This is a genomic window from Paenibacillus sp. FSL R7-0652 (assembly GCF_038595045.1).
Lineage (GTDB): Bacteria > Bacillota > Bacilli > Paenibacillales > Paenibacillaceae > Paenibacillus.
Genome location: NZ_CP152001.1, coordinates 2,053,533 through 2,080,321, shown reverse-complemented (window position 1 = coordinate 2,080,321; position 26,789 = coordinate 2,053,533). Strand labels below are relative to the sequence as shown.

Sequence of the window (26,789 nt, the reverse complement as noted above, 5' to 3'; positions counted from 1 at the left end):
CGCGTATCATATGGTCAGACTGTACTTATCATACCTACTCCCATGATACCATACCCGCCACTTACATCAAAAAACTGCACACCCCTTTTCCACCACTTTTCTTCCGCAAAAAAAGAACTTCCTTCCCAGTCAGCCTGTGCACAGGCCAGCCGGAAGAAAGTTCTCCTCATTTCGATCAATATGATCTTATCTGATATGTCTGTTATTCCTTGCTTGTGCAGCAGGGCCTGCCCAGAACAACTTATTGGTTCAGGTCCGGACGCTGACCCGTAACCAGATACACCGTGCTCTCGCCAATGTTCGTCGCATGGTCACCAATACGCTCAATGTAACGTCCTACCATCATCAGCAGCATAGCCTGTGACGCCTGTGTCGGATGATCGCTCATCAGCGTATAGAGATCCCGAATCATATTGCTGTACAGCTGATCGACCTGGTCATCGGTTTGTGCCATTTTATAAGCCAGATCCGTGTTTTCCTTGAGATACGATTCAATGGACTCATCAATCATGGATTTCACAACTTCGGCCATCCGCGGAATATCCACGAGCGGCTTAATCAGCTCTTGTCCTTCCATCCGAAGAGTCACTTTAGCCACATCCAGGGCCAGATCGCCCATACGTTCCAAGTCGCTGGAGATTTTGAAGGCTACAATAATGCGTCTTAAATCCTTAGCCACCGGCTGCTGCGTAATGATCAGCTTTGAACCCAGCTCCATAATTTTGTCTTCAAGGGCATTGAGATTCGCGTCATTTTTGATGATGACTTGAGCTTTCTCCGCATCCATTGTCTGTAAACTCTCAATCGCACCATCCAGGGCCTCTCCTACATGTTCACCCATCTGTTTAAGCAGGGTGCGCAGCTCTTCCAGCTCCTGATCAAATTCTTTTCTGCGAATCATAGGTTTCAAGTCCTCCTTCTCCATCATCTCCGGGTAAGCCGGGATCGTTCCTGTTCAGCTCGCCTTAACCGAACCTGCCGGAGATATAATCCTCGGTCCGGGAATCTTGCGGTGTGGAGAATAACGTCTCCGTATCAGCTGCCTCCACCACTTCACCATTCAGAAAAAACACGGTACGTCCAGATACACGCGCAGCCTGGTGCATGTTATGTGTAACCATCACGATGGTATATTTATGATGCAGCTCTTTGACCAATTCCTCGATTTTCAGCGTGGAGATCGGGTCCAGCGCCGAAGTCGCCTCGTCCATCAGCAGCACATCCGGCTGTACAGCGAGTGCACGTGCAATGCACAGACGCTGTTGCTGTCCGCCAGACAGACTTAATGCCGATTTTTTCAGGACATCCTTCACCTCATCCCACAGTGCCGCATGAACCAGACTCTGTTCTACGAGTTTATCCAGTTCTGCCTTTTGGGTTACACCGTGCAGACGCGGTCCGTACGCTACGTTATCATAGATGGATTTGGGAAACGGATTCGGCTGCTGAAATACCATGCCTACCCGTTTGCGCAGCGTCTCCACTTCAATCTCGTTACTATAGATATCCGAACCGTTCAGCATAACTTGTCCTTCCACACGAACACCCGGAATCATGTCATTCATCCGGTTCAATGTGCGGAGCAGTGTAGATTTACCGCAGCCTGAAGGTCCGATAAACGCCGTAACGGTTTTCTCCGGCAGATCCATCGATATATTTTTAAGCGCGTGATGCGTGTCGTAGTATAGATTAAGCCGATCAATGTGAATGAGGTCTTTCATAGATGCTCACTTCTCCTTCGCTGCAGGGATCATTGGATTCCCTTTACGTTGAGACCGGCAGCCATCCGGCATGCGAATCGGCTCGGTCATCTTTAATATCCTACCTTAACATTGTAAAAACAGTACCACCTTCATGTTAACGGAATGTAAAAACACCTGAAGAAGACCCAGGCCGCCGTAAGTCCCAGGTCTACTTGCTGTTTGACATTGTTATGCTGCTGCACCAGTCTGCCATTTCCTCTGGACGTGCTGCAAATCATGTTCATAATCATTGCGCAGTCATCGCCTGCAGCTTCAGGCGAATATTCTCCGCGATGTTCCCAGCTTCCCCGCCTTCAGCAGCGATAGTTTCGACGATACAGGATAATGCATGTACCGCATGATTCAGCGTACCGAAAGCAGCTGCTCCTTCCTGCACATACACCGCACTCTCATCGATCTCGGTCCCGCTTGCCTGGATCAGAGATACCGTCTGCTGGGTTAAGCTTTCAATCTCCTGAAGCAGGGAGGACATGTTCTCAGCGACTTCGCGCGTTTGTTTTGCAAGCGCCCGGATTTCTCCGGCAACGATCTGGAATCCCCGTCCATATTCTCCGGCGTGAGCAGCCTCAATCGACGCATTTAGTGCCAGCAGCCCGCTCTGATCGGCCAACGTCCGAATGGAACGTGCCATTCCTGCACCCGTTTTGATGGATTCAAGCATCTGACTGGCATGTCTGCCCTGATCCCCCATATGTTCATGAACCCGACGATAGGATGACTCGACCTGATGGAGACGGCTTTCTCCTTCATTGGATAATACAATAACCTGTCCGGCTTCCCGTACGGTCTCATTAGCCGCCTGAATCAGCTTGGTTACGGCTTGGTGAATACGGGAAATCTCCTGTCCGCTCTCTGTCACTGTACGTATGCGATCTGTGGATGCGGCCTGCTGCAGCTTCCGGGAGATGGACATCACATCACGCATGGTCAGTACCCCGAGCAAGCGATCCTGCTCCGTTACGAGCAGGCAGTCATAGAAGTGCTCCTCATCCCGCCGGAGCGCGGCATCAATAATGGCTGCTGGTTCCGTATGTATATCCACAATAACTGGTGACGCGTTGGCAGCATTCGTAATCGGTTTACGATAAAATAAATCTGCGGCAAATCTTCCGTTAAGCAAACGATATAAAGTTTCCCGCATCAATAATCCTGTCGGCTTCATATATTCATCACACAATACAATGCACGGATGCTCCCGGCCGTCACTCAGCATAGCTGCTGCTTCTCCACAGGTCGTATCCGCTCTGGCCGCTGGTACCTCGCGGCAGTATTCATATAAAGAAACGATGTTCTCATCCCTGATATCATTTGTCGATGTCTCCCATTGCATTTCAGATACAATAGAGCATTGTTCCTGCTCCTGCTCTTGATCTTTATTTTGTATATCATCCAGAATTTCAGGTCTTTCCTCTAACAGCATGGGCATAATTACGTATTCTCCTTTACGTGTTAACTCCGCCCTAAGGTGGGATTATAGGTACAAAGTATCACTTGGATAGTTTCATCCTACTCCCTATTGATAAAGAAAAATCTCCCTTTATGTAAAATGAACGTAAAAATAAAACTCCCCGATCATTTAGCTAGAATGATGGGGAGTTTTTCTTTTGACAACCAATTTATAACCTACACCGCGAATCGAATCAATGTGGACCGATTCGGGATCAAGCTCCAGCTTCTTGCGTAATGAACTGACGTGTACATCTACGGTCCGCTGACCTCCAATATAATCAAAACCCCAGACGGCGTTCATCAAGTCATCCCGGGTCAGTACAACTCCTGGTTTCTTGGCGAGATATAACAGAACCTCGAACTCTTTCGGACGCAGGCTGATCGATTGTCCGCCCAAAGTCACTTCATATTTCAAAGGATAAATTTCAAGTTCACCTAGAATAATGCGCGAACCGTCTTTATCCTCAGGCTGCGGCAGATCTTCACCATTGGAATAACGTCTGAGTACCGCATCTACCCTTGCCAGAAGCTCGGATACCCCAAAAGGTTTCGTAATGTAATCATCCGCACCCGATTTCAGCCCCTGCACAACCTCGGCTTCACCGTTCTTGGCCGTAAGGATAATTACAGGTGTACTCACCCCTTGAACGCGCAGTTTGTTCAGAATATCCAGACCATTCATACCCGGGAGCATCAGATCCAGTAAAATCAAATCGAAATCCTGGGACAACGCCCGGTCATATCCTGCTGACCCATGGTCCTCTGCCGTTACGTCATACCCTTCCTGTGTCAGGTTGTACGTAAGTAATCTCGATAATGTCGGTTCATCTTCTATAACCAGCAAACGCTGCGCCATGATACCCCTTCTCTCTTCATAGGTTGTCTGTTGCCACAACACTTTTTCTATCATAGCACTTATTTGTTAACGCTGTGTAAAGCTAATGACTCATTTTACATTTTGCTCCTATACGCCTACATTTTTTTCTTATTGAAGTAAACTATAATTCTTTTTTGACCGGAGTAAACTAGATTTCTTCCTCCTGGATCAATGGCAGCATGACCCGGAATGTGCTTCCCATGCCCAGCTCACTTTCAACTGACAATTTGCCATGATGCAGCTCGACCAGGTGTTTTACAATGGAAAGTCCCAGACCTGTGCCTCCGGAATTACGGGATCTGCCTTTATCTACCCGGTAGAATCGTTCGAAGATGCGCGGCAAATCTTTTTTCGGTATACCAATCCCGGTATCGGACACCGCAAAAATAACCTGTTCTTCCTCACTCGTCTGATCCATCTTCACCTGAAGTTTTACTCTTCCGCCCTCCGGTGTATAGTTGATGCCATTGGATAACAAATTAATGAAAATTTGCTTCATCTTATCCTCATCCGCTTCGATATACAGTTCCTCCGGCACGTTCATTTCCAGGCGAATCTGCTTTTTCTCTGCAACCTTGGACAGAGTTCCCAGCACCATTTCAAAAAAGGACTGCACATGCACCGGCGAACATTCCAAAGGTGCACGTTTCGATTCAATCTTGGACAGCTCCAGAATATCTCCAATCAACCGGTTTAACCGATCACCTTCGTCATAGATAATCTGCAGGAAAGAACGTTCCGTTTCTTTATCCTGCACACCGCCACTGAGCAGCGTTTCAGCAAACCCCTTCACCGCTGCCACAGGTGTTTTCAGCTCATGAGAGACGTTAGCCACAAACTCGCTGCGCATCGACTCCAATCTGCGAATCGCTGTGACATCCTGCAGCAGAAATAACATCCCGCGATATCCGCCATTGTCTTCCGACATGGGTACACCATCCAGACGAATTAACCGTTCTTCGGGATTAAATATACTTACTTCTTCATGCATACGCTCCTGAACAGCAACACTCTCTTCAATCGTACGTGTCAGCTCGTAATGCCGTTTGAGTTCCGTATAAGGTTTGCCAGTGACTTTCATCGCCTGTATGCCAAGCATGCGCTCTGCTTCCCGATTGACCAAAGCAATCGATTGTGCGGCATCAATCATGACGATCCCGCCGGTCATATTCGCCAAGACACTTTGAAGCAGTGCTTCATTGTCTCGAATCGTTTTGAGCTGGGACTGCAGACTGTCTGCCATGCCGTTAATCGCCAGACCGAGCTGGCCGATCTCATCCCTGCGCGTCACCTTCACTCGGGCATCGTACTCCAGTTTCGTAATCCGGTGTGCAACTTTGGTGATATGCTCAATCGGTGAAGTTAATCCCCGTGCTACCCGGTAACTGACAAATGCCACAATCAGGAAAAGCAGTCCGAGTGCGGCAAACATAATCATCCAACCGCGTTGAAGTCCTTGATCCACCGCCTGCAGACTCATGGACAGCCGAATATATCCGTCGAATTTGCCGCTTGGCATTTCAATCATGTCACTTTGGTCGGAATTTACAGGCAGCGCTACATACAGCATGTCCTGTCCCAACGTCTCGCTGTATCGGATGGACTGCCCAAAGCTCCCCTCCACAGCCGTCCGGATCTCTTCACGATTCAGGTGATTATCCATCGCTGCCGGGTCACTTTCGGAATCACCGATGACGATCCCATCTTTGTTGATAAACGTTACCCGCGAGTCTGTCAGACGGTCCAGTTCCAAAGCCCGATCCGAGTAATACTTGCGCGTCTCTGCAGATGTCGGATCGGAAGCATCATGAAATGGAAACGTTGCTTTCAGCAAGTTAATCTCGCGCACCATCGTCTGCTCCAATGCGGCAATGTGCGTCGTTTTGAAAACTCTGCCCATCGTATATCCGGCCACAATAACGGACAGGCCAATCAGCACCATCATAATCAGGGCCAGGCGAATGCGAAACGGTCTCATTAATCTCTTCCTTCTGGTATATTTTAATAAAGGTGGACACTTCGTTTTTTCAGGTTTTTTCTGTCCTCTCCGTTCATATGTAATGAATAAAATTCATTCAAATGATGAAAAAACAATGATTTATTAATTTAGTTCAGTGCGGTCACCGCGTGTTGTTGGATGTGAAATGACCAGGAATTCTACGTCTTGTTCACTTTGATTTTGCATTTGATGCGGCGCTCCCGGCGGAATTTCTATGCCTTCATGTGCTTCCAGCACATATGTTTCTCCGTCAAGCTCCATACACGCCTCACCACTGAGGATAAAAAAGAATTGGCGGCTCTTTGTATGTACATGTCTTGTCTCTGACGTGCCTGCAGGCATGCGCTCATGAATGACACTGAGAGTCTCACCTTGAACCAGATGCCAGCCATCACACTGAGCTCCCCATATATAGTGCGGTGCTTCTTGTTTGCTTATTTTCATATGAGTGCCTCCCGAATATGTTATCGGGTCTATCATATCACATATGTTCAGATATCTTCCCATGGACAACAGCAAACACCAGCGCTGCCTTCAACCTGATTCCATGCCTTTAAAGATCATACTTTGTATAAAATATCACAGATGTATCAACGCTGATACAGACTTTTGTAAATCATCTATTATCCTGCTTCCAGCTCTTCTCTCAACTCCGCCTCCTATTTTTTAAAAAAAAGGGAATGACAAAAAGACAGAACGCTGCTGCATGTAAGCGTTCTGTCTTCTGCATCAGCCCAGTCACTGCATATGTTCAGCAGTTTCTTTGGACTTACGGCCTAACCGTTCACCACTTCGCCGCCGTTCACATGCATAACCTGTCCGCTGACATAGGACGAGTCATCGGAAGCAAGATATACATAGGCTGGTGCCAATTCATCCGGCTGACCTGGGCGTTTCATTGGCTGTGACGCACCAAATTCACTAACTTTCTTCTCATCAAATGTTGAAGGAATTAACGGTGTCCAGATTGGGCCGGGAGCTACGGCATTTACACGGATACCTTTCTCGATCAGATTCATGGATAGTGAGCGGGTGAATGAGGTAATTGCCCCTTTGGTAGACGAATAATCCAGCAGGGTCGGGCTTCCACGATAAGCGGTAATGGATGTTGTATTAATAATCGTACTGCCCTGTTTTAAGTGAGGCAGTGCTGCCTGTGTCACGTAAAACATGCCGAAAATATTCGTACGGAACGTTTTTTCCAGCTGCTCTGGCGTAATATCCTCCAGATGCTGCTGCGGATGCTGTTCTGCCGCATTGTTTACAATGATGTCGAGTTTACCAAGTTCATCCACCGTCTGCTGCACACTTTTCTTGGCAAAGTTCACATCGCCGATGTCACCTGCGATCAGAATACATTTGCGGCCTTCCTGCTCCACCTGACGTTTCGTTTCTTTCGCATCCTCATGCTCACTCAAATATACAATCGCCACATCGGCGCCTTCTTTCGCATACGTAACGGCAACAGCTCGTCCAATCCCGCTGTCCCCTCCTGTAATTAAGGCCACCTTGTCCAGCAATTTGCCAGCCGCCTTGTACTGCGGTTTCTCAAATTCCGGTTTAGGGGTCATTTCGGACTCGATCCCTGGACGCTGATCCTGATGCTGTGCAGGCATCGTTTTTTGATTTTGCTGGGTTGTGCTCGACATTATACATTCTCCTTTCGAAATGAACATGCTGAAATGAAAAAGACTCGGACCTGAGCAGCATTCTTCCTTATCTTTCGTTCGTCATAAGTCTCATTCTGTAGGATGGCAAGAACCGACTAGAATATTCTTCTGCGGTTTGAAAACCAGATCATCCATAAGCTGCTTCTAATCGTTATTTACCACTTTAATGGAAAACTAAACGATAGAATCTTTACAAGGTTAAATCATGGTCAAAATCATAAATGTTCCGTTTTTTTTCAATTCCACCTTTTTCATGCTTCAAAGTGTATTCCTAAGCAGGTGGGGCTGATGTACAATGGAAAATATACTTGACGATTATATTCTAAATTGACATGGAGATCTGAACATGGAATCGCATATTAATTCATACATTACACTCGTGACCACTTCAGCAGTATTGAATCTGTTCCTGTGTATGTATACCTATTTCAGAAGAGCTCATTTTCCAAATGCCAGCATTTTTATACTGTACACCGCCTCCTTGTCGGTCTATACCTTCGGCTACGCCATTGGTCTTGCCAGCAATACGCTGGAACAGATGAAGTTCTGGAATATCGTACAGTACATCGGCATGCCGGTCTCTGCCCCGCTCGGTCTGATTTTGATGATTCGATACACTGGAAGGAAATTATCCAAATGGCTGACGTCAGCGCTGTTCATCATTCCTTCCATAACCGTTCTCCTGGTTACTACGAATGATTGGCATCACCTTTATTACAAAAGAGTGTGGCTGCGTGAGGACAGCACAATTCCTGTCATGGCAATGGATATCGGGCAGTGGTATGTCGTGCATGGTGCATTTACATTTTCTTGTCTGTTATGTGCTGGCCTTATTTTAATTGCACAATGGCGGCACACCAAAAAAATGTATCGTCGGCAGCTGCTTACATTAATTGTTTCACAGATTATTCCGATGGTTGCGGCATTTGTATACTTAATCGGCGTGACTCCGCTTGGTCTGGACCCTGTGCCTGTACTGATGTGTGTTACATCGTCTATGTATATTTGGGCTATTCTTTCCTCCAGGCTTCTGACCATTGTGCCCATCGCCAAAGAGAGCATTTTCGAAAGCATGCGTGAAGGAGTTATTGTGCTGGACAGCTCGTATCGTCTCGTGGACTTCAATAAGTCCCTGCGGCTGATGCTGCCTGAGATCGAAACAACGATGATTGGACAACCTCTGAATGACATCTGGCTTAAGCTCGCAGGAGGAACTTTTCCTGTTGAATACGGACGGGAAGGACTGCAGACCGACCTTTACTGGCAGCTGGATGGTGAAACGGTCTGTTACCAAGTCAGGACGTCGTATGTGTTCAATCACAATGCTGAAGTTGTAGGCATTCTTATTATGGTCATTGATATTACCGAACAGCGCTTTTTACAAGAACAGCTGAAGCAGCTTGCTTATTTCGACGGTTTGACCAAGATATACAATCGGACTCAATTTTTGAACAAAGGAAGGGAACTGCTTCAGGAGGCACAGCTCAGCCTTAAACCCATCTCATTTATACTCTTCGATATCGATCACTTCAAACGGATCAACGACACCTACGGACATGATGCGGGGGACCAAGCCTTGATTCACGTCGTATCTGTGTGCAATCGCTATTTGAGCAGCGATATGTTGTTTGCCCGTTACGGTGGAGAAGAGTTTGTGATCGCCCTGCCAAACATGCCTCTTGTGGAAGCTCATGGTCTCGCAGAACAGCTGCGAATCGCATTACTGCATCAACCGCTGGATCTGCAAAATCAGTCCATTACACTGACATCCAGCTTCGGGGTGGCTCAGTGCAGTCATGAAACGGATACATTGGAATCTTTGCTGCGTAATGCCGACCATGCCCTGTATGAGTCCAAACGGGATGGGCGAAATGCGGTGCGGGTTCATGCCGAGACTGTCAGTCAGCGTTGATTCTGTGAGGTGCAGGCGGTTTAGGCAGGTTCAAAGAGTCAAAGAGATATTCTCCACTGCAGCAAGGTTTGGAAAGCATAACAAACAGACAGCCCCTTCAGGCTGTCTGTTTGTTACGCTTTCTGTTTCGTTGTTTGATTAGGAACTGCTGGTACGCCTGCTCCGTAAAATATTGAACTAACTTCATATTTGCGGAGCTGCACACTTATCTGCTTCATAGACTAGGCTGTCCACTTATCCTTAAGAGTGCAAACGCTTCAGCTTAAATTAACAATGAAGCAGCCTACGCACAAACAACCTCACTGCTTCACTTTGGAAACTGCTCTTAAGCTTGCTTTCAGTCAGCTTCTTAGAAAATTTGTCTTTCCACCATCAGATACACCATAATAAGCAGGAATACCGCAAGCAGCGTGCTGAACATACGGATTTTGCTTTGATATGGAGTTACATCCTTATTATTTTTCACACCTTCTGCGGCAAGACGCAGCGGTTTCCCCATAATTCCGCCAATCGCTGCAATAGCCAGAAGCAGTACCACAACAACAGCCATCCAGATATGGGAGTAATCACCCTTGGTCATCAGATAACCACCTGTAAGAAGCTGGATAACAAGTGCATACTGCGCAATTTTGTTCAACGAACGAAGTGACGCAAATGCTCCCTCCTGTGCTGGCAAGCTTAATGTGCGAATTTTGCCGACCACGAAAGGCAGGATCAGATAGAATCCCATGGCCAGTGCTCCGACGATATGGAGCAGATACATAATCATTGTCAAAATTTTCAACCTCCTCAACATTTTCGCTGTGCTGTATATCACATTTTATTATACTGGGGAACTTATCCAAAGAAAAGAAAACCTCCGCGTTTACGGAGGTTTTCTTAATTTACTTGTTCAAAAAGTCTTCAAACTTAAATATTGACGATCGAAATGACATTTCGTACCGAGTCTGCAGAGGTATCAAGCGCTGCTTTCTCTTCGGCAGTCAGCTCCAGTTCGAAGATCTTCTCGATGCCGCTGCCCCCCAAGATGGTCGGCACACCCAGAAACAAATCATTATATCCGTACTCGCCTTCAAGATAAGCGATAACTGGAATAATGCGTTTCTTGTCTTTCAAGATGGCCTCGGTCATCTGAACCAGTGAAGCCGCGGGAGCGTAATAAGCACTGCCGTTACCCAGCAGGTTCACAATCTCACCACCGCCTATGCGGGTACGCTGCACAATCGCTTCAATGCGATCCGCCGGGATCAGAGTATCGATTGGAATACCGCCTACACTCGAATAACGAACGAGCGGTACCATATCGTCACCGTGACCACCAAGTACAAAGCCGCGTACATCCTCTACCGATACATTCAACTCCTGCGCAATAAACGTGCAGTAACGAGCCGTATCAAGCACACCCGACTGTCCAATCACGCGGTTTTTCGGAAAACCGAGCGTCTGATACGCTGCATACGTCATGGCATCCACCGGGTTGCTTAGAATAATGACAATAGAATCAGGGCAATATGTTTTCACATTTTCACACACGGACTTCACGATACCTGCATTCGTATTCACCAGATCATCACGGCTCATGCCCGGCTTGCGGGCAATGCCGGCGGTAATGATCACAATGTCCGAACCGGCTGTATCCTCGTAGTTGGAAGTTCCGACGATATGACTGTCGAACCCTTGCACAGGACTTGCCTCCAGCAGATCGAGTGCTTTACCCTTGGTCGGATTCTCCAGTTGAGGAATATCTACCAGTACAACATCCCCGAGTTCCTTCTGGGCAAGCATCAGTGCAGTTGTAGCACCAGTAAAGCCGGCACCAACGACTGTGATTTTTTTGCGCTGAATAGTCACGATTCACATCTCCCCTTACAGGTTTTTGTTACAGGTTGCTAATGATTTGATCTGCGAATTCGGAACATTTCACTTCCGTTGCGCCGTCCATCAGACGTGCAAAGTCATAGGTTACCGTTTTATTGTTGATGGATGTTTCCATGCCTTTATAGATCAGGTTAGCCGCTTCCTGCCAGCCCAGGTGCTCAAGCAGCATTACGCCGGAGAGGATTACCGAACCAGGGTTCACGACATCTTTATCTGCGTATTTAGGTGCAGTACCGTGTGTTGCTTCGAAGATAGCATGTCCAGTTACATAGTTGATGTTCGCACCAGGTGCGATACCAATTCCGCCAACTTGTGCTGCGAGAGCATCGGACAGATAGTCACCGTTCAGGTTCAATGTAGCGATAACATCAAATTCACCCGGACGAGTCAATACTTGCTGCAAAGCGATATCAGCAATAGCATCTTTAACGATGATTTTGCCAGCATCCTCAGCTGCTTTTTGAGCCGCATTAGCTGCATCTGTACCGTCTTTTTCTTTGATTACATCGTATTGTGCCCAAGTGAATACTTTGTCGCCAAATTCTGCTTCAGCCACTTCGTAACCCCAGTTTTTGAAGGCACCTTCAGTGAATTTCATGATATTACCTTTGTGTACCAAAGTAACGGTTTTGCGGTTATGGTCAACAGCATATTGTACCGCTGCACGAACCAAACGTTTCGAACCTTCCTCAGATACAGGTTTGATACCGATACCGGAAGTTTCAGGGAAACGAATTTTGTTAACACCCATCTCCTGCTGCAGGAACTGGATCACTTTTTTCACTTCCGCAGAACCTTCAGCGTACTCGATACCTGCATAGATGTCCTCTGTGTTTTCACGGAAAATAACCATGTCAACCAGCTCAGGACGTTTAACCGGAGAAGGTACACCATTGAAATAACGTACAGGACGCAGGCAAGTGTACAGGTCAAGTTCTTGACGCAGTGCCACGTTCAGGGAACGGATACCGCCGCCGATTGGCGTAGTCAGAGGTCCTTTGATGGCTACGATGTACTCACGAATCGCTTCGAGCGTATCGTTCGGCAGCCACTCTCCGTATGTATTGAATGCTTTTTCACCAGCAAACACTTCATACCAAGCAATTTTTTTAGTACCGTTATATGCTTTCTCTACCGCTGCATCCAGAACGCGTACAGATGCTTTCCAGATGTCACGGCCTGTACCGTCACCTTCGATAAATGGAATGATTGGATTATTAGGTACTTGAAGCGTACCGTTGTCAATTTGAATTTTTTCGCCTTCAGTTGGGAGTGCAAATTTTTCCAATTTCATAATTACAATTCCTCCTAAGTTTTGGTTTCACAGTATGAAGCATACCACATTTTTGCAGGAAGGAAGGGCTGTCTCTACTCGGCAGTACAGCCTCATATTCACAAGCCCCTCACCTCATCTATATGATTATACTGTTTTTGCTGTCGTTTAGCGAAGATCGATAGAAACATACTTTTGATCCGTTGGACCTGTGTACTCGGCACGCGGACGAATGATGCGGTTATCTGCAAGCTGCTCCAGAATGTGCGCTGTCCAACCGGACACACGGCTGATCGCAAAGATCGGTGTGAACAATTCCTGATCAATCTTCAGCTGCGTATATACTGAAGCGGAATAGAAGTCGACATTGGGCTTCAATCCTTTTTGACCTGTCACGATTTCCTCAATCTTCACGGACATCTCATACAAACGGGTATCGTTGTTCATCTCACCCAGTTCTTTGGACATCTTCTGCAAATGCTTCGCACGCGGGTCACCGTTCTTGTACACGCGGTGTCCGAAGCCCATGATTTTCTCACGGTTATTCAATTTCTCCTGAATAGCCGCTTCCAGACGATCCGGTGTACCGATCTCGTCCAGCATTTTCATAACAGCTTCGTTTGCGCCACCATGCAGCGGCCCTTTAAGTGCACCGATCGCAGAAGTTACGCCTGAGTAAATATCAGATAGGGTCGCTACCGTAACGCGGGCAGCAAATGTTGAAGCATTCAGCTCGTGATCCGCATGCAGAACAAGTGCCTGATCAAGTGCTTTTACCGCCGTTTCGGAAGGTTCTTCTCCTGTCATCATGTATAAAAAGTTCTCAGCGATGGAAGCGCCTTCTTTTGGAGCGACAGGCTCCTGCCCCTTACGAATACGTGAGATCGCCGCTACAATTGTTGGCAATTGCGCCTGCAGCTTCACTGCTTTGTTTTCGTTCGCGGCTTCTGTCATCTCGTCGGCTTGCTCATCATAGAGCGCAAGTGCGGAGACTGCAGAGCGTAGAGCTGCCATCGTGCTGATGTTTTTTGGATACAACTTGATTTGGGCGATCAATTCGCTTGGAATCGGCGCGTAATCGCTCAGACTTTTACGAAGTGACTTCAATTCATCTGCTGTCGGCAACTTGCCAAACCAGAGCAGATAAGCAACTTCTTCAAAACTCGCATGTTCAGCCAAATCATCGATATCGTATCCACGGTATGTAAGCACACCGTCTACAATAGAGCTGATCGAAGAGGTTGTTGCAACGATGCCTTCCAGACCTTTGGTAGCTGTCATATTACATCTCTCCTTTAATAAGCGAAATCAGGAATCATTCTAAGTCATATCAGTGCCGAAATGCACCTAACCTCTTTTGTAAACCGTTTCATTTTAAAAATGACCTAAGTTGTCAAAATTCGGTTTTCTTATCTGTCAATCGGTATTTACTTATATCATCATACTGGATTTTGTCGTTTATGTGAACATGATGAGAGTTCATTCGCACATCAAACATATTTATCGGAGTGATAAAGCATTTTTGAAAACCTTTACACAAGCAGGGTTTACATTTAATGTGTATTCAACAATTCATTCGGCAGCCGTAGTGGATTGCTATAATTAGGCAGCTTCAGGCATACGCTAGGCAGACGATCCTCCATAAACCATACGGTGTACTGCTGCAGCAAGTTCGTTTTGCGTTTCAAAAGCTTATGATTGCTCTATATTAATTAAGATAAGCTCTTGACTGAATAAAGGAGAGTTGATAATTGGATCGAATCATTCTCAAACGTCTGCTTCGCGGTCTATGGGTTATTATCGCTGCCCTTCTGATCGCCGCAGCCATATATCTGCTGTTCCCGCTGTTATATCCTTTTGTCATTGCCTGGATTATTGCTTATGCCATGAATCCGCTCGTGAAGCTGCTCCAGAACAGACTACGTTTCCCGCGCTGGCTTGCAGTCACCTTGTCACTGATATTATATTTTGGTGCAATTGCTGTCATCTTGTCTGCTGCCGTCACCCGCATGGTTAAGGAAGTCATCTCGCTAACCACCAGCTTCGATCTGCATGTAGACGAAATCAAAGAAACGTTTGTACGCTGGACACAGAACGATACCATTCAAAGTTTGATTACGCAGATTAACGATTTCTACAAAGAAAACCCGAACTATCAAGAAACCATTAACAGCAATATCAGCAAAACAACGGAGACCGTCGGAACAGCGGTAAGCGACCTTGTCACTGGTTTTTTCAACCTGATTCTAAACCTGCTGACCTCCCTGCCTAATATGGGTGCAGTTCTCATCGTGGTGCTGTTATCTACATTCTTCATTAGCAAAAGCTGGACACGGCACAGCATAACGGTCTCCGGCTGGGTTCCGTCCGCTGTTCGCAAACCGATCTCTGATATCTGGAATGATCTCCAAAAAGCACTCTTTGGTTATGCACGCGCACAGCTTATCATGATCTCGATTACAGCTCTTTTCGTCATGATTGGACTGCTGATCCTGCAGGTCAACTCCGCCTTCACAATCGCGCTGCTCATCGGTCTGGTCGATCTGCTTCCTTATCTCGGGGTTGGGCTGATTATGGTGCCTTGGGCTGCATATTTGTTCATGAACGGAGATCTCTACCTCGGCATCGGCATTAGTGTCATCTATCTCATCCTGCTCATTGCCCGGCAGATCATTGAACCGAAGGTCCTTGCCAGCAGTGTTGGCCTTGACCCCCTTGCTACGTTAGTGGGTATGTTTGTTGGTTTGAAGCTGTTTGGAGTGCTCGGGCTGATTATCGGTCCGGTGAGTCTGGTTATCCTAGACGCTTTTAACCGCGCTAATGTGCTGCGCGATTTGAGAACCTACATCATCAACGGCAGAGTCCGATGAGGGCCAATGAGCCTGATTCAGGGGTTAGACATGTTCGGTAATACGCAGACTGCGCCAAAAAAGCTCCGTTCCGGCAAAACAGATCTGCGGAACGGAGCTTTTGGTGTGAAGATGCATGTTTTCTAATACCAGAGATTCATGCTTGGAGTTCGTGCATGACTTCTAAACATGCATTTTATAGATGCATCAATGTTCACTTCGGACGCCGGTAAAACGTAATGCTGCCATTTCTCATCTTTTTTTCCAACCAGCCCAGGAAGAACAGCCGGTATACCGGACGTGTTAACGGAAAAACCAATGTAAAACCAATCAGATCGGTCACAAAACCAGGTATTAACAGCAGGAAACCACCGACAAATACAAAAAGACCATCGACCATTTTACGGCCAGGCACCTTACCACGTTCCATCTCCATCTTGGCATCCATTAATACCTTTCGCCCTTCAAACTGCAGCATGGCTATACCAATCAAGGACGTGAGTATCATGAGAAGCAGTGTTTTTCCGGCCCCGATCCAGTCACTCATCAGAATGAAACCAAACAACTCAATGACCGGAATAATTAATAGTAATGCCCACATCCATTTTCGCATTGCTAGGTTACTCCTTTCCTGAAAGCCACACTTTTGCGAGCACGCTGTAAAGCTCAGGAGCTGTTTTATCCAGCCTGACTGGCTTCCAGTCTGTATTCACCCATACATGCTGGGTAGAACCGGTCACCAATCGTTCACCCGGAAGGGATTCGTTATGAGACCATACCCGCTCCCCGGCGTCGAGCGGAACATCAGGTGCTTCAGCCATACGTCTTATGTCATACTCGTAACTCAAACGCAGGCCGCTAAAGGCGGCAATTCGAGTAAAGATGATAATCTCGTCATCATACCGTGCAGGTTTGTGATACTTCACATCCAACCCGGTTACAGGAAGCAGTAATCCCTGTTCCTCCATTTTACGATATGTATACCCCATTTGGCGAATCATCTCCGTACGGCCGATCTCAAACCAGTTCAGGTAGTTCGCATGGTAGACAACTCCCATCTGATCGCTTTCCTGATAACGCACACGTAGACGGGCCGTATACCAATCACCACTGCTCTCTTTTTGCACCTAATCCGCCTCCTTAGCTCTACCATTCATACGCATGAAGTCGCAGAATCGTGTCATGAAGATGGAAAAAAAGCAACGGGACATCTAGCCCCATTGCTTCTCTCCTGTTACTTTCCAAAACACTCGAACTTAAGCGTTGTTCGGGATTTGGCTTACTTTGATCAGGTTCGTAGAACCCGAACGGCCCAGAGGTACACCCGCTGTAATCACAACCAGGTCTCCTTCTTTGACCAGACCGGATTTCACGCCGCCTTCAATTGCATTTTCAAACAAAGCATCCGTAGAATCAACCAGTCTACCTTTAACTGGTGTTACACCCCAAGCAAGTGCCAGACGACGGGACGTTCTGTCTTCTGTCGTCACGGCAATGATCGGTGCTTCTGGACGGTATTTAGAGATCATACGTGCCGTATGTCCGGATTCCGTGGAAGTAATGATCGCTTTTGCGTTTAAATCTTGAGCGGAAAGAGCAACGGATTGGCTGATCGCTTCGGTTACAGTCGTTTGCTGTGCAACACGTTGTTTCAAGTACAGCTCTTGGTAAGGCAGAGCGGATTCCGCTTTTTCAGCAATACGGGACATGGTCAGTACAGATTCCACCGGGTATTTACCAGCAGCTGTCTCACCAGACAGCATGATTGCGTCAGTGCCGTCAAAGATCGCATTTGCTACGTCACTTGCTTCTGCACGAGTCGGACGCGGGTTGCGCTGCATGGAATCCAGCATTTGTGTAGCTGTAATAACCGGTTTACCTGCAACGTTACATTTTTCGATCATGCGTTTCTGTACCAGAGGTACTTCTTCAGCAGGAATCTCTACACCCAGGTCTCCACGAGCAACCATCAGGCCGTCAGACACTTCAAGGATTTCGTCCAGGTTGTCAACACCTTGCTGGTTTTCAATTTTGGAGATAATTTGAATGTGACCTGCGTTGTGTTTCTCAAGCAATTCACGAATTTCAAGAACGTCGCTGGCTTTACGTACAAAAGAAGCCGCGATGAAATCGATTCCCTGCTCAATACCAAACACGATATCGTTAGCGTCTTTTTCAGTGATACCCGGCAGCGAGATCGCAACACCCGGTACGTTAACACCTTTTTTGCTTTTGATTGTACCGCCGTTAACGATACGGCATTTGATTTCAGTGCCCTGAACTTCTACCACAGTCAGTCCGATCAGACCGTCGTCGATCAAAATGGTCGATCCAGCTTCAACATCCTTAGGAAGGTCTGCATACGTAATGGAAAGACGATCTTTGGTTCCCAGAATTTCTTCTGTAGTCAAAGTGATGTACTCATCCTGTACCAGTTCAATCGGCTCCACTTCGAGTTTACCTGTCCGAATTTCCGGTCCTTTGGTGTCCAGCAGGATTGCTACGGTTTTGTTCAGCTCTTCACATGCTTGGCGAATCGCTACGATCCGTCCGCCGTGCTCATCGAAATCACCGTGGGAGAAGTTCAGACGGGCTACGTTCATGCCAGCCATAATCAGTTTCTTGGTATTCTCCAGGGATTCACTGGATGGACCAATCGTACATACAATTTTCGTTTTGCGCATTTTGGGTTTCCTCCGATTTTAAAGGTCTATCTTTATATCTCTATTTTTCTTTTTCCAACTATTTAATTTACTATACTTTCGATCATTTGTATAGGAAATTCGTCACATTATTCTGCATTTCCCGACAAATTTCTCACAGGCTCTGCTTGGAGCGGCTGTTCTGATGCTTCTACCTGAATGGAATCTGACCCCGTTTGTGAGGCTGCTTCGTCCATAGACTCGCTCTCTACCGCAGATTCTGCCGCAGGGGCTGGTGCTTCAAACGTCACGGAACCGATTTTGCGGAATTTCTCATAACGATCCTGTTTCAGCTGTTCTGCACTCCATCCCTGCATCTCATGCAGATGTCGAACGAGAGCTTCGAAAATTGCTGATGCAGCTCCATCATAGTCCCGGTGGGCCCCGCCGCGCGGTTCGGGAATAATCTCTTCGATGACTTCCATCTCCAGCAGGTCTTTCGCCGTAATTTTCATCGCTTCCGCTGCCTGATCTGCCTTGGATGCATCTTTCCAAAGAATCGAAGCCGCGCCATTAGGAGAAATCGCCGAATAAATGGCATGTTCAAGCATGAGCACACGGTTACCTACAGCCATAGCCAGTGCACCGCCGCTTCCACCTTCGCCGATGACAACAACGATGACAGGAACCGAGAGTTTGGCCATCTCCATCAGGTTCCGGGCAATCGCTTCCGATTGTCCTCTCTCTTCTGCAGTATTACCCGGATACGCTCCTTTAGTATCAACAAACGTAATAATCGGACGTCCAAATTTGTCTGCCTGTTTCATCAGACGCAGCCCTTTACGGAAACCTTCGGGATGAGCACTCCCAAAGAAGCGAGCGATGTTATCCTTCGTATCTTTTCCGCGCTGCTGTCCGATAACCGTTACGGTTTGTCCATTCAGCTTGGCAAGTCCGCCAATAACCGCGAGATCGTCGCCAAACATACGATCACCGTGCAGTTCGATAAAGTCAGTGAAGATCAGCTGGATCAGATCCAGGGCGGTTGGACGCTGCTGGTGACGAGCCAAATGCATTTTTTGAGCTGCCGTAATCCCTGTGTAAATCTCTTCTTCCAGTCTATGATAACGTTCCTCCAGACGGGCGATCTCTTCGGTAAAATCGATCCCTTTTTCCTGTCCGAACTGAACGAGTTCTTCAATTTTTTTGCGCATCTCAATCAGAGGCGCTTCATATGGCAAACCACCCGCCATTTAGACCCCTCCCTTTTCACTGTGCATATCGAGAAGCTTGCCAAGGGTTGTCCGAAGTTCTTTCCGGTGAACAACCATATCCAGCTGGCCATGCTGGAGGTTGAATTCTGCGGTTTGGAAATCATCCGGCAGCTTCTGACGAATGGTCTGTTCAATAACAATTCTGCCTGCAAAACCGAATACAGCGCCAGGTTCAGCGATAATAATATCGCCAAGGCTCGCGAAACTAGCCGAGACTCCGCCTGTCGTCGGATCGGTAATAACGGAAATGTAAAGCCCGCCCTGTTCGTCCAAACGGGCCAAAGCTGCACTTGTTTTCGCCATCTGCATCAGACTCAGGATGCTCTCCTGCATCCGAGCGCCGCCAGAAGTAGAGAAAATAATCAAAGGAAGTTTCTTCTCTATGGCATGTTCAACCGCACGGGTAATCTTCTCCCCTACAACGGAGCCCATGCTGCCTGTGAAGAAATCAAAGCTCATCACAGCGACAACGACAGGCAGCCCTTCAATCGTGCCTTCTCCTGTAATTACGGCTTCCTTTAAACCCGATTTCAGGCGCTGCTGCTCCAGTTTGTTACTGTATCCCGGAAAGCCGAGCGGGTCTACCGATACCATATCGGCATCATGCTCAACAAAACCGTCTTCGTCCAAAACCATCGCAATACGTTCCATCGCATTGAGGCGCATATGGTATCCGCACGCAGGACATACCTTCAGGTTTTTCTCCAATTCCTTGCTATATTGAATCGTGCCGCATTTGCTGCACTTGTTCATCAGCCCTTCGGGAATTTCACGTTTTGGGCGCTCCACGGCTTCCTGACGTTCACCTGGAACCGCACGCTCGGAAGGTATGGTAGCGTACTTCCGTTTCTTTTGAAATATATCTTTGAACACAACTACACCTCTCCAGCCATTGATTTGATGGCCGCAGTTTGCAGTCGGCTGCATACAACAGCCTGATCTGCATGCTGCGGTGAACCGCTTACGCTTATAACTCATGCAATGCCGTAGAACCTGCCCGACATCCACAACTAAAAAAGCCGTCGGCACAAGGCAAAAATCAGCGGTTTCTCTCCGCACAATTGATGCAGCCTGCAATAACCGATTAACAAAAAAAGAAGGAAGGACAGCAGCATACACACATGCAAGTCGATTCCTCTCTCCGCTTCCGCGGTCAGTCCCTTATGTACCGATGGTACTTTTTTGTCATCTGCCAAGGCACTTCAATATCGAGTGAATCAGGAATGCAAAATAGAATTTAACACTTCCTGAACCTCTTCCAACTCCCCAGAAGGGACGCGAATCTCATATTGCTGCTTGGATAAACTGATGGGACGGGTCTGTACCAGAAAACCTTCTTCCGAAAGCTTGGTCTTGATCTTGTCCGCAACCTTTGCTGTCGGCGCAATGTAAATCACCGTCCACATGCCATGTCCGCCCCCTAAGCTAATGTTCAGAGCCCGTATATTGGACTAATGATACCATACCTCCGTTTTTTTCTGCAAGGAAGGGTTGGGGACCTTTAGGGAGAAAATCGGATTATTCGAGACATTGGTCCGTATCCGGCAGGCTAGATGGTTATAGGAATGTGATTTAATTCGCAGACATAATTAAAAGGGAAGGAACCCTGCGGGGCAGCCACGGCCGCCCCTGATTCTCTTGGGCAGGTTGATAGGATAACCGCTAAATACTGAGCTTAATTACTGTATTTTACAGGTCGGAGGGGTATTTCTTGGCTTTAATATTTTTGTGAGCAATCCGGGCAGAGGCTGCAGCCGCAAGACCTGCGACCAGATCATCCAGAAAGACGTGAACAGCCGAATGGTGTTCATTCAGATCATGAATAACGCCTATTTTTTCTTTGTCAAGGTAACCAAAACTGGTTAAACCAATCATGCCATACACATGGGTTATCCCCAAAGCCAGAGTCTCGTCCACTCCGTACAGGGACTCATCTGCTTCCATAATAGCCTGCAGCGGCTGAGGCAGAAGCTTTTTTTCAGCCAGTTCGTCAAGTGCAATGCCGGTATACAGCGTATACTGTACCTCTCTTTTTTGCAAAACGGATTTTACGCTGGTTACACAGTCGTCCATGGTCAGTTCCGGGTGGTACCCCTTTTGCAGACGATATACAATTGCTGCGATGGCATCAATCTGTACACCCCGCCGAGCCAGCATGGCTTCCACGATCTCATATGACATATCTCGACCTCCCGCATCAATCCCCCGAGGACCTCAAGGTCCTACGGTGTTCTCAAGTGTATGCAGCAGTCTCCCAAAATGTTCATAAAATGTGTGAATGTACACCTTCAAGCCGAAACAACTGGTTCTGTTACCATATCTATTCCATCAAGTGCAGGTAAAAAAAGAATGTCCGTCGTTCCAGATCTTGAACGGCGGACATCCGGGCTGAAGGCGGGGGCATCACCTGCTTCAGCTCTTATTTGATTTTGACTGTCCCTTCACCGAGCATCTTCTCCATTTCGGAGAACAGTGCTGGTGAAGGTTTGATCCGGTAGGCGTCGCTCAGGGCGAGCAGCTTCTGATGCTGCTCGTAGAAGAGCACGGTCGCCACCGGGCCGGGATGCTGCTGAAGCAGCTCTTTGAGACGCACCAGCAGCTCGGGTTTTTCGGCCTGCGGGGTGAGCTTCACGAACACCCGCTGCTCGGCCCCGCGCGGCGTGCTGCCCGGCCCCGCGCTGCCAGCCGCAGGCGCTGCACTGCGCGTGCGTGCGCCAGCTGCGGCGGTGCCTGTACCTGCCCCGCTGCGCTGCGCTGCGGTTCCCGCGCCCACCGGCCGCTGCGGCGAAGCCGCCTGCGCCGGGCGCGAAGCGCCGCCGTCGCCGGGCCTGCCGCGGCGCTCGCGGCGCGCGCACGCTGCTGTTCCAGTGCCGCCGGTGTCAGCGGCGCCACTTCCTCAGCCAGCAGCTTGAACCCTTCGTCCTGCTGCTGCACCTTGGCCCGCACGACAAGCAGTTCACCTTTCCCGACATGCTGTTGGCTTCGCCGCCATACCTCGGGAAAGAGAACCACTTCACAGCGTTCGACTTGGTCTTCCAGCTCCATGAACGCCATAGATTTGCCCTGTTTCGTCGTAATCGACTTCACGGACACCACCATCCCTGCGGCGACGGCCATCGTATCGTCAGCCGCCTCCGTCAATTCCATGATCCGGTCAGCTCCACTCGATCCTAGTAGATCTTCGTAATCATCCAGTGGATGACCGGACAGATACAGACCGAGCAGTTCACGTTCCAGCTCCAACTGCTGGCTCGCCGAGAACGGCGGGATTTCAGGATATTCAATCTCCCAGTTGGGCGTCTCAACAAAATCAAACAGCTGAATCTGCAGATCCTCACGTTCCTTGCGCCATTTCAGGGCTGCTTCTACCGTCTCATCCAGCATAGCCAGCAGCTGCGCACGGTGACCGGGCAGACTGTCAAACGCACCTGCCTGAATCAGCGATTCAATAACACGTTTGTTGCACACCCTCAGATCTACTCGCCGACAAAAATCGAGCAAGCTGTCGAAAGGTTTTTCCTGCCTTACAGCCATAATGCTTTCCATAGCCTGCGTACCCACATTTTTCACGGCAGCGAGCCCAAAACGAATTGCTCCGGAAGACAATAAGATATCGGCCTGATCTCCGCCTCCTGCTGCATTCGCAGCAGCGGCATCCTGACCATTTTCAGAAAGTAATTCAGTTTCCTCATGCTGCTTCTGTCCATGGGTCTGATCGTGGTTCTGCTTATGCACGTCATCCTGCTCCTGATGGGCCTGCACTTTGTCGGAGGCAGAAACGCTTACCAGACCCGGGTCTGACGGGTGCTTCGACGCTTTGGAGTCAGGCAAAGTCGACGACGCCTGCCAACCGTCCCCGTTCCCTTCATTTACGCTGACAAATACATCATCCCGCATAAATTCGCCATCATTCGGCATGGGTCCAGGATCATCCGGTAAAGGTGCCTCACCATACTCAGCATGTTCATCATCATTAAGATTGGAGACACCGTAACTCGTTTCATGCCCTTCCGCGGACCTTTCTCCAGTCCCTGTTTCCACACCCTCAGCGCCGTTCTGGTTATCTTTCTCCGTCTTACCTGATCTGCTGCTTTCACCCATCTCCTTCACAGCAGACAAGCCAAAAACAGGTGTAAATAAAATGCCGCTCTCATTCACATCCGGCGGAAGCACATCAATCTGCATGTGACGGCATTCGACAACATATTCTGCAACCTTCCGATGGCTGCCCATAACAGCGGTAAGCATAGAGGCCATGAAATGAACGGGATAATGCGCCTTCAGATATGCAGTTTGGAATGCAAGCACACCATATGCCGCTGCGTGAGCACGCGGAAAGCCGTAATTGGCAAATTTGACGATCATATCGTAAACAAGATCTGCTTCAGCTTCGCTGTATCCCTGTTTCAGACTGCCCTGAACAAAGTGGCCTCGTTCCAGATCGAGTACTTCTCTTTTTTTCTTGGAAACGGCTCGACGAAGCAAATCCGCTTCTCCCAGAGAAAAACCTGCCATACGGGATGCGATCTGCATGATCTGCTCCTGATAGACGATAATACCGTACGTATCTTTCAGAATTGGCTCCAAATCACCGTGTGGATAATCCACTTCAATCTGCCCGTGTTTGCCTTGAATATACTTCGAAATAAACTCCATCGGACCTGGACGATACAGCGCCAGTACGGAAATAATATCTTCAAACACACTTGGCTTCATTTCCTTCAACACCCGGCGCATACCTGCTGACTCCAACTGGAATACACCCATCGTATCGCCGCGTCCCAGCATCTCATAAGTGAGTGAGTCATCGTCAGCAATTCGTGCGAAGTCGGGGATTGCTTCACGCTCCCCTATCCAGCGCAGACAGCGTTCTATAATGGAGAGGGTGCGTAGGCCGAGAAAGTCCATCTTAAGCAGCCCGATCGATTCCAGATTTTCCATGGAGTACTGCGTCAAAGCTGTTCCTTCGCTGCCTTCCTGCAGTGGAACGGCATCCGTCAGCGGATCTCGTGAAATGACGACACCCGCAGCATGCGTGGAAGCATGACGAGGCATGCCTTCCACCTTCATTGCCATATCGAGAAGCTCACGTGTCTTGGGTTTGGTCTCATACAGCGCCTTCAGCTCCGGCGCAGCTTCCATTGCTCGTTCAATGTTAATGCCCAGCTGTGCAGGAATCAGTTTCGCAGCCTTGTCCACTTCCCCATAAGGCACATTCAGCGCCCGCCCAACATCTCGGACTGCAGCCCGGGCTGCCATTGTTCCAAACGTAATAATCTGGGCAACATGGGCTTTGCCGTATTTATCTGCCACGTAATCAATAACCTCGTCACGCCGCTCATCACTGAAGTCGATATCAATATCGGGCATCGATATCCGCTCAGGATTCAGAAATCGTTCGAAGAGCAGATTATATTTCATCGGGTCAACATCCGTGATACGCAGTGTATACGCAACGAGACTGCCTGCAGATGAGCCCCGTCCGGGGCCCGTCACAATGCCCTGACTATGGGCATAAGCGATAAAATCCCACACGATCAGGAAATAATCCGAGAACCCCATACTGTCGATAACGCGCAGCTCATAGTCCAGCCGCTGCTCCAGCTCTGCTCGAAGCGCTGCGTCATTCCAGCGGTCCGTCTCTGCGTAACGTGCGGTCATGCCCTCTTGACACAGCTGACGCAAATATGCGGATGGTGTCAAGCCATCAGGCATCGGTCGGTATTCGGGCAAAATGGATTTGCCGAATTCCAGCTTCAGCTCGCAGGCATCCGCAATACGCACCGTATTAGCAACAGCTTCCGGCACATGAGGGAACAGACGGGCCATTTGTTCTCCGCTCTTCAAATACAGCTGGTTCGTTCCGATCCGCAAACGCGTTTCATCATCTACTGTTTTGCCTGTACCGATACAGATCAGCACATCCTGCAGTTCTGCATCCTCTTCAGACAGATAATGGGCGTCATTTGTCGCCACAAGCGGGATTTCCAGCTCCGCTGCCAGCTTGATCAGCTGGGGGTTGACTCTTTTTTGCTCCGCCAGCCCGTGATCCTGCAGTTCCAGATAAAAGTCGGGTCCAAAAATATGTTTGTAACGCATCGCTGCACGGCGCGCCTCTTCTTCACGTCCATGCAGCAGATGCTGAGGTACTTCCCCACCCAGGCAGGCGCTCAAGCAGATGATGCCCTCGTGATGCGCAGCCAGACTTTCCATATCAATACGCGGTTTGTAATGAAAGCCCTCCAGATGCCCTATCGAGCTCAGCTTCATTAAATTCCGGTAACCTGTCATATTCTTTGCCAGCAAAATCAAATGGTAGATTGGCTGGTCTTTGCGGCTTCCCCGCTCTTTCCGGGAACCTGCCGTCATGTATGCCTCGCAGCCGATAATCGGTTTAATTCCACGTTCCATGCAGGCTTTATAAAATGGGATTGCACCGTACATCACGCCATGATCGGTCAGCGCAAGTGTCGTCATTCCCAGATCAGCGGCTTTATCCACGAGATCCGGAATACGCGCAGCGCCGTCCAGCAAACTGTATTCACTGTGAACATGCAAATGCACAAAAGAACTCATGTTTTAACTTCCTTTCCCCGCTTACAGTGGCAGCACGCTGCACCTCAGCAGTGTGCTGCCCTAATGTACGTATAACGAATAATTCGAAATAAGACTAACATGCGTCTATATGAATGATTTCAGCTCGAATTTAAATCTCTCACATTATAAAAAGAGTTTATTATTCTATTTTATCATAACGCCAGGGGGCTCGCCCATACAATAGAAGTACAAGCTGCTCTCCCTGCTGCTCATCCAAGACAGGAGGTGTGCGGCTGGGTCTGAAAGGGGTGTTTCCAGTGAGCACTTTTTTGTCCAAAGCCATCCTTGATTTTTTTATTGCATTTGGAATTGTGTTGGGCGGTGCAATGCTCGGAGGTATAGGTGCGGTCATTTCTCTCCAGCCTCCCACACAAACCATGCTCGATATTTCCGGCAAGATCAAAATATGGGCTCTTGCTGCCGCTGTGGGTGGTACGATCGATCCGATGCGTGTGATTGAGAGCAATTTTCTGGATGGCAATCTGTCACCGGCAGTCAAACAAATCCTGTATCTGATCTCGGCCTTTATGGGGGCACATATGGGAACGGAACTGGTGAAATGGGTGTGCGGAGGGGGCCGGAGTTAATATGATCCGTGATGACCCT

The 26,789-nt window shown here is 48.3% G+C and carries 24 protein-coding genes; 3 read left to right on the top strand and 21 right to left on the bottom strand.

What is annotated here, in order from left to right; translation table 11 throughout:
• Window positions 1-241 precede the first annotated feature (241 nt).
• The 7 genes from phoU to MKY97_RS09535 all read right to left on the bottom strand — a co-directional run bounded on the left by phoU (window position 242) and on the right by MKY97_RS09535 (window position 7,737).
• Window positions 242-901, bottom strand: coding sequence for a phosphate signaling complex protein PhoU (gene phoU, locus MKY97_RS09565; protein WP_342555213.1), 660 nt, complete (start codon window positions 899-901; stop codon window positions 242-244).
• A 64-nt stretch (window positions 902-965) separates the two neighbouring features.
• Complete coding sequence (pstB, locus tag MKY97_RS09560; protein WP_342555212.1) at window positions 966-1,721, bottom strand: phosphate ABC transporter ATP-binding protein PstB; 756 nt, start codon at window positions 1,719-1,721, stop codon at window positions 966-968.
• A 268-nt stretch (window positions 1,722-1,989) separates the two neighbouring features.
• Window positions 1,990-3,189, bottom strand: a complete 1,200-nt coding sequence (locus MKY97_RS09555; RefSeq protein ID WP_342555211.1) for a methyl-accepting chemotaxis protein — start codon at window positions 3,187-3,189, stop codon at window positions 1,990-1,992.
• Window positions 3,190-3,339: 150 nt separating this feature from the next.
• Window positions 3,340-4,068: a response regulator transcription factor gene (locus MKY97_RS09550; protein ID WP_342555210.1), complete on the bottom strand. Its 729-nt coding sequence runs from the start codon at window positions 4,066-4,068 to the stop codon at window positions 3,340-3,342.
• A 169-nt stretch (window positions 4,069-4,237) separates the two neighbouring features.
• Window positions 4,238-6,067: an ATP-binding protein gene (locus MKY97_RS09545; protein WP_342555209.1), complete on the bottom strand. Its 1,830-nt coding sequence runs from the start codon at window positions 6,065-6,067 to the stop codon at window positions 4,238-4,240.
• 123 nt (window positions 6,068-6,190) lie between these two features.
• Complete coding sequence (locus tag MKY97_RS09540) at window positions 6,191-6,532, bottom strand: cupin domain-containing protein (protein ID WP_342555208.1); 342 nt, start codon at window positions 6,530-6,532, stop codon at window positions 6,191-6,193.
• Window positions 6,533-6,864: 332 nt separating this feature from the next.
• Window positions 6,865-7,737: an SDR family oxidoreductase gene (locus tag MKY97_RS09535; RefSeq protein ID WP_342555207.1), complete on the bottom strand. Its 873-nt coding sequence runs from the start codon at window positions 7,735-7,737 to the stop codon at window positions 6,865-6,867.
• Between the two features lie 367 nt (window positions 7,738-8,104).
• Between MKY97_RS09535 and MKY97_RS09530 the strand changes: the two genes are divergently transcribed.
• Window positions 8,105-9,670, top strand: coding sequence for a histidine kinase N-terminal 7TM domain-containing protein (locus MKY97_RS09530; RefSeq protein WP_342555206.1), 1,566 nt, complete (start codon window positions 8,105-8,107; stop codon window positions 9,668-9,670).
• A gap of 349 nt (window positions 9,671-10,019) precedes the next feature.
• Here the strand turns inward: MKY97_RS09530 and MKY97_RS09525 are convergent, their stop codons facing one another.
• From MKY97_RS09525 to MKY97_RS09505, 5 genes are all read right to left on the bottom strand, one after another.
• A complete protein-coding gene (locus tag MKY97_RS09525) occupies window positions 10,020-10,445 on the bottom strand; it encodes a hypothetical protein (RefSeq protein WP_342555205.1) in 426 nt (141 codons plus the stop codon).
• A gap of 134 nt (window positions 10,446-10,579) precedes the next feature.
• Complete coding sequence (mdh, locus tag MKY97_RS09520; RefSeq protein WP_342555204.1) at window positions 10,580-11,521, bottom strand: malate dehydrogenase; 942 nt, start codon at window positions 11,519-11,521, stop codon at window positions 10,580-10,582.
• A 28-nt stretch (window positions 11,522-11,549) separates the two neighbouring features.
• Window positions 11,550-12,842, bottom strand: coding sequence for an NADP-dependent isocitrate dehydrogenase (gene icd, locus MKY97_RS09515; protein WP_342555203.1), 1,293 nt, complete (start codon window positions 12,840-12,842; stop codon window positions 11,550-11,552).
• 147 nt (window positions 12,843-12,989) lie between these two features.
• Window positions 12,990-14,102 carry a citrate synthase gene (gene citZ / locus MKY97_RS09510; protein ID WP_342555202.1) on the bottom strand — a complete coding sequence of 371 codons (1,113 nt, stop codon included), beginning with the start codon at window positions 14,100-14,102 and terminating at the stop codon, window positions 12,990-12,992.
• A gap of 272 nt (window positions 14,103-14,374) precedes the next feature.
• The gene (locus MKY97_RS09505; protein ID WP_342555201.1) at window positions 14,375-14,509 is read right to left on the bottom strand and encodes a hypothetical protein; all 135 of its coding nucleotides are present in this window, start codon (window positions 14,507-14,509) and stop codon (window positions 14,375-14,377) included.
• 63 nt (window positions 14,510-14,572) lie between these two features.
• Between MKY97_RS09505 and ytvI the strand changes: the two genes are divergently transcribed.
• Complete coding sequence (gene ytvI / locus MKY97_RS09500; protein ID WP_342555200.1) at window positions 14,573-15,691, top strand: sporulation integral membrane protein YtvI; 1,119 nt, start codon at window positions 14,573-14,575, stop codon at window positions 15,689-15,691.
• Window positions 15,692-15,884: 193 nt separating this feature from the next.
• Here the strand turns inward: ytvI and MKY97_RS09495 are convergent, their stop codons facing one another.
• The 9 genes from MKY97_RS09495 to MKY97_RS09455 all read right to left on the bottom strand — a co-directional run bounded on the left by MKY97_RS09495 (window position 15,885) and on the right by MKY97_RS09455 (window position 26,162).
• A complete protein-coding gene (locus tag MKY97_RS09495; protein WP_342555199.1) occupies window positions 15,885-16,283 on the bottom strand; it encodes an FxsA family protein in 399 nt (132 codons plus the stop codon).
• A 7-nt stretch (window positions 16,284-16,290) separates the two neighbouring features.
• A complete protein-coding gene (locus MKY97_RS09490) occupies window positions 16,291-16,797 on the bottom strand; it encodes a thioesterase family protein (RefSeq protein WP_342555198.1) in 507 nt (168 codons plus the stop codon).
• Between the two features lie 129 nt (window positions 16,798-16,926).
• Window positions 16,927-18,354: a pyruvate kinase gene (gene pyk / locus MKY97_RS09485; protein WP_090920229.1), complete on the bottom strand. Its 1,428-nt coding sequence runs from the start codon at window positions 18,352-18,354 to the stop codon at window positions 16,927-16,929.
• A gap of 107 nt (window positions 18,355-18,461) precedes the next feature.
• Entirely contained in the window at window positions 18,462-19,565 is a 1,104-nt protein-coding gene (locus tag MKY97_RS09480) for an acetyl-CoA carboxylase carboxyltransferase subunit alpha (protein WP_342555197.1), read from the bottom strand.
• Window positions 19,566-20,459, bottom strand: coding sequence for an acetyl-CoA carboxylase, carboxyltransferase subunit beta (gene accD, locus MKY97_RS09475; RefSeq protein ID WP_342555196.1), 894 nt, complete (start codon window positions 20,457-20,459; stop codon window positions 19,566-19,568).
• Window positions 20,460-20,803: 344 nt separating this feature from the next.
• Window positions 20,804-20,992: a glutamate decarboxylase gene (locus tag MKY97_RS09470; protein ID WP_090920220.1), complete on the bottom strand. Its 189-nt coding sequence runs from the start codon at window positions 20,990-20,992 to the stop codon at window positions 20,804-20,806.
• Window positions 20,993-21,275: 283 nt separating this feature from the next.
• Window positions 21,276-21,767, bottom strand: coding sequence for a phosphatidylglycerophosphatase A (locus MKY97_RS09465; RefSeq protein ID WP_342555195.1), 492 nt, complete (start codon window positions 21,765-21,767; stop codon window positions 21,276-21,278).
• A gap of 238 nt (window positions 21,768-22,005) precedes the next feature.
• Window positions 22,006-22,218 carry a hypothetical protein gene (locus MKY97_RS09460; RefSeq protein WP_342555194.1) on the bottom strand — a complete coding sequence of 71 codons (213 nt, stop codon included), beginning with the start codon at window positions 22,216-22,218 and terminating at the stop codon, window positions 22,006-22,008.
• Window positions 22,215-26,162, bottom strand: coding sequence for a DNA polymerase III subunit alpha (locus tag MKY97_RS09455; protein WP_342555193.1), 3,948 nt, complete (start codon window positions 26,160-26,162; stop codon window positions 22,215-22,217). The genes MKY97_RS09460 and MKY97_RS09455 overlap by 4 nt, the downstream gene beginning before the upstream one ends.
• 278 nt (window positions 26,163-26,440) lie before the next feature.
• On the opposite strand from MKY97_RS09455, the gene MKY97_RS09450 reads away from it, so the two are divergent.
• Window positions 26,441-26,770, top strand: a complete 330-nt coding sequence (locus MKY97_RS09450; RefSeq protein ID WP_342555192.1) for a YtrH family sporulation protein — start codon at window positions 26,441-26,443, stop codon at window positions 26,768-26,770.
• Window positions 26,771-26,789: the final 19 nt, after the last annotated feature.

Excerpts from the sequence above, each read along its gene's own strand:
- icd (WP_342555203.1), bottom strand. The coding sequence starts at position 12,842 with ATGAAATTGGAAAAATTTGCACTCCCAACTGAAGGCGAAAAAATTCAA.
- phoU (WP_342555213.1), bottom strand. The coding sequence starts at position 901 with ATGATTCGCAGAAAAGAATTTGATCAGGAGCTGGAAGAGCTGCGCACC.
- MKY97_RS09455 (WP_342555193.1), bottom strand. The coding sequence starts at position 26,162 with ATGAGTTCTTTTGTGCATTTGCATGTTCACAGTGAATACAGTTTGCTG.
- pyk (WP_090920229.1), bottom strand. The coding sequence starts at position 18,354 with ATGCGCAAAACGAAAATTGTATGTACGATTGGTCCATCCAGTGAATCC.
- MKY97_RS09530 (WP_342555206.1), top strand. The coding sequence starts at position 8,105 with ATGGAATCGCATATTAATTCATACATTACACTCGTGACCACTTCAGCA.
- citZ (WP_342555202.1), bottom strand. The coding sequence starts at position 14,102 with ATGACAGCTACCAAAGGTCTGGAAGGCATCGTTGCAACAACCTCTTCG.
- MKY97_RS09555 (WP_342555211.1), bottom strand. The coding sequence starts at position 3,189 with ATGCCCATGCTGTTAGAGGAAAGACCTGAAATTCTGGATGATATACAA.
- MKY97_RS09545 (WP_342555209.1), bottom strand. The coding sequence starts at position 6,067 with ATGAGACCGTTTCGCATTCGCCTGGCCCTGATTATGATGGTGCTGATT.
- MKY97_RS09540 (WP_342555208.1), bottom strand. The coding sequence starts at position 6,532 with ATGAAAATAAGCAAACAAGAAGCACCGCACTATATATGGGGAGCTCAG.
- MKY97_RS09495 (WP_342555199.1), bottom strand. The coding sequence starts at position 16,283 with ATGCGAAAATGGATGTGGGCATTACTATTAATTATTCCGGTCATTGAG.
- MKY97_RS09470 (WP_090920220.1), bottom strand. The coding sequence starts at position 20,992 with ATGTGGACGGTGATTTACATTGCGCCGACAGCAAAGGTTGCGGACAAG.
- MKY97_RS09535 (WP_342555207.1), bottom strand. The coding sequence starts at position 7,737 with ATGTCGAGCACAACCCAGCAAAATCAAAAAACGATGCCTGCACAGCAT.
- MKY97_RS09465 (WP_342555195.1), bottom strand. The coding sequence starts at position 21,767 with ATGTCATATGAGATCGTGGAAGCCATGCTGGCTCGGCGGGGTGTACAG.
- MKY97_RS09480 (WP_342555197.1), bottom strand. The coding sequence starts at position 19,565 with ATGGCGGGTGGTTTGCCATATGAAGCGCCTCTGATTGAGATGCGCAAA.
- pstB (WP_342555212.1), bottom strand. The coding sequence starts at position 1,721 with ATGAAAGACCTCATTCACATTGATCGGCTTAATCTATACTACGACACG.
- MKY97_RS09550 (WP_342555210.1), bottom strand. The coding sequence starts at position 4,068 with ATGGCGCAGCGTTTGCTGGTTATAGAAGATGAACCGACATTATCGAGA.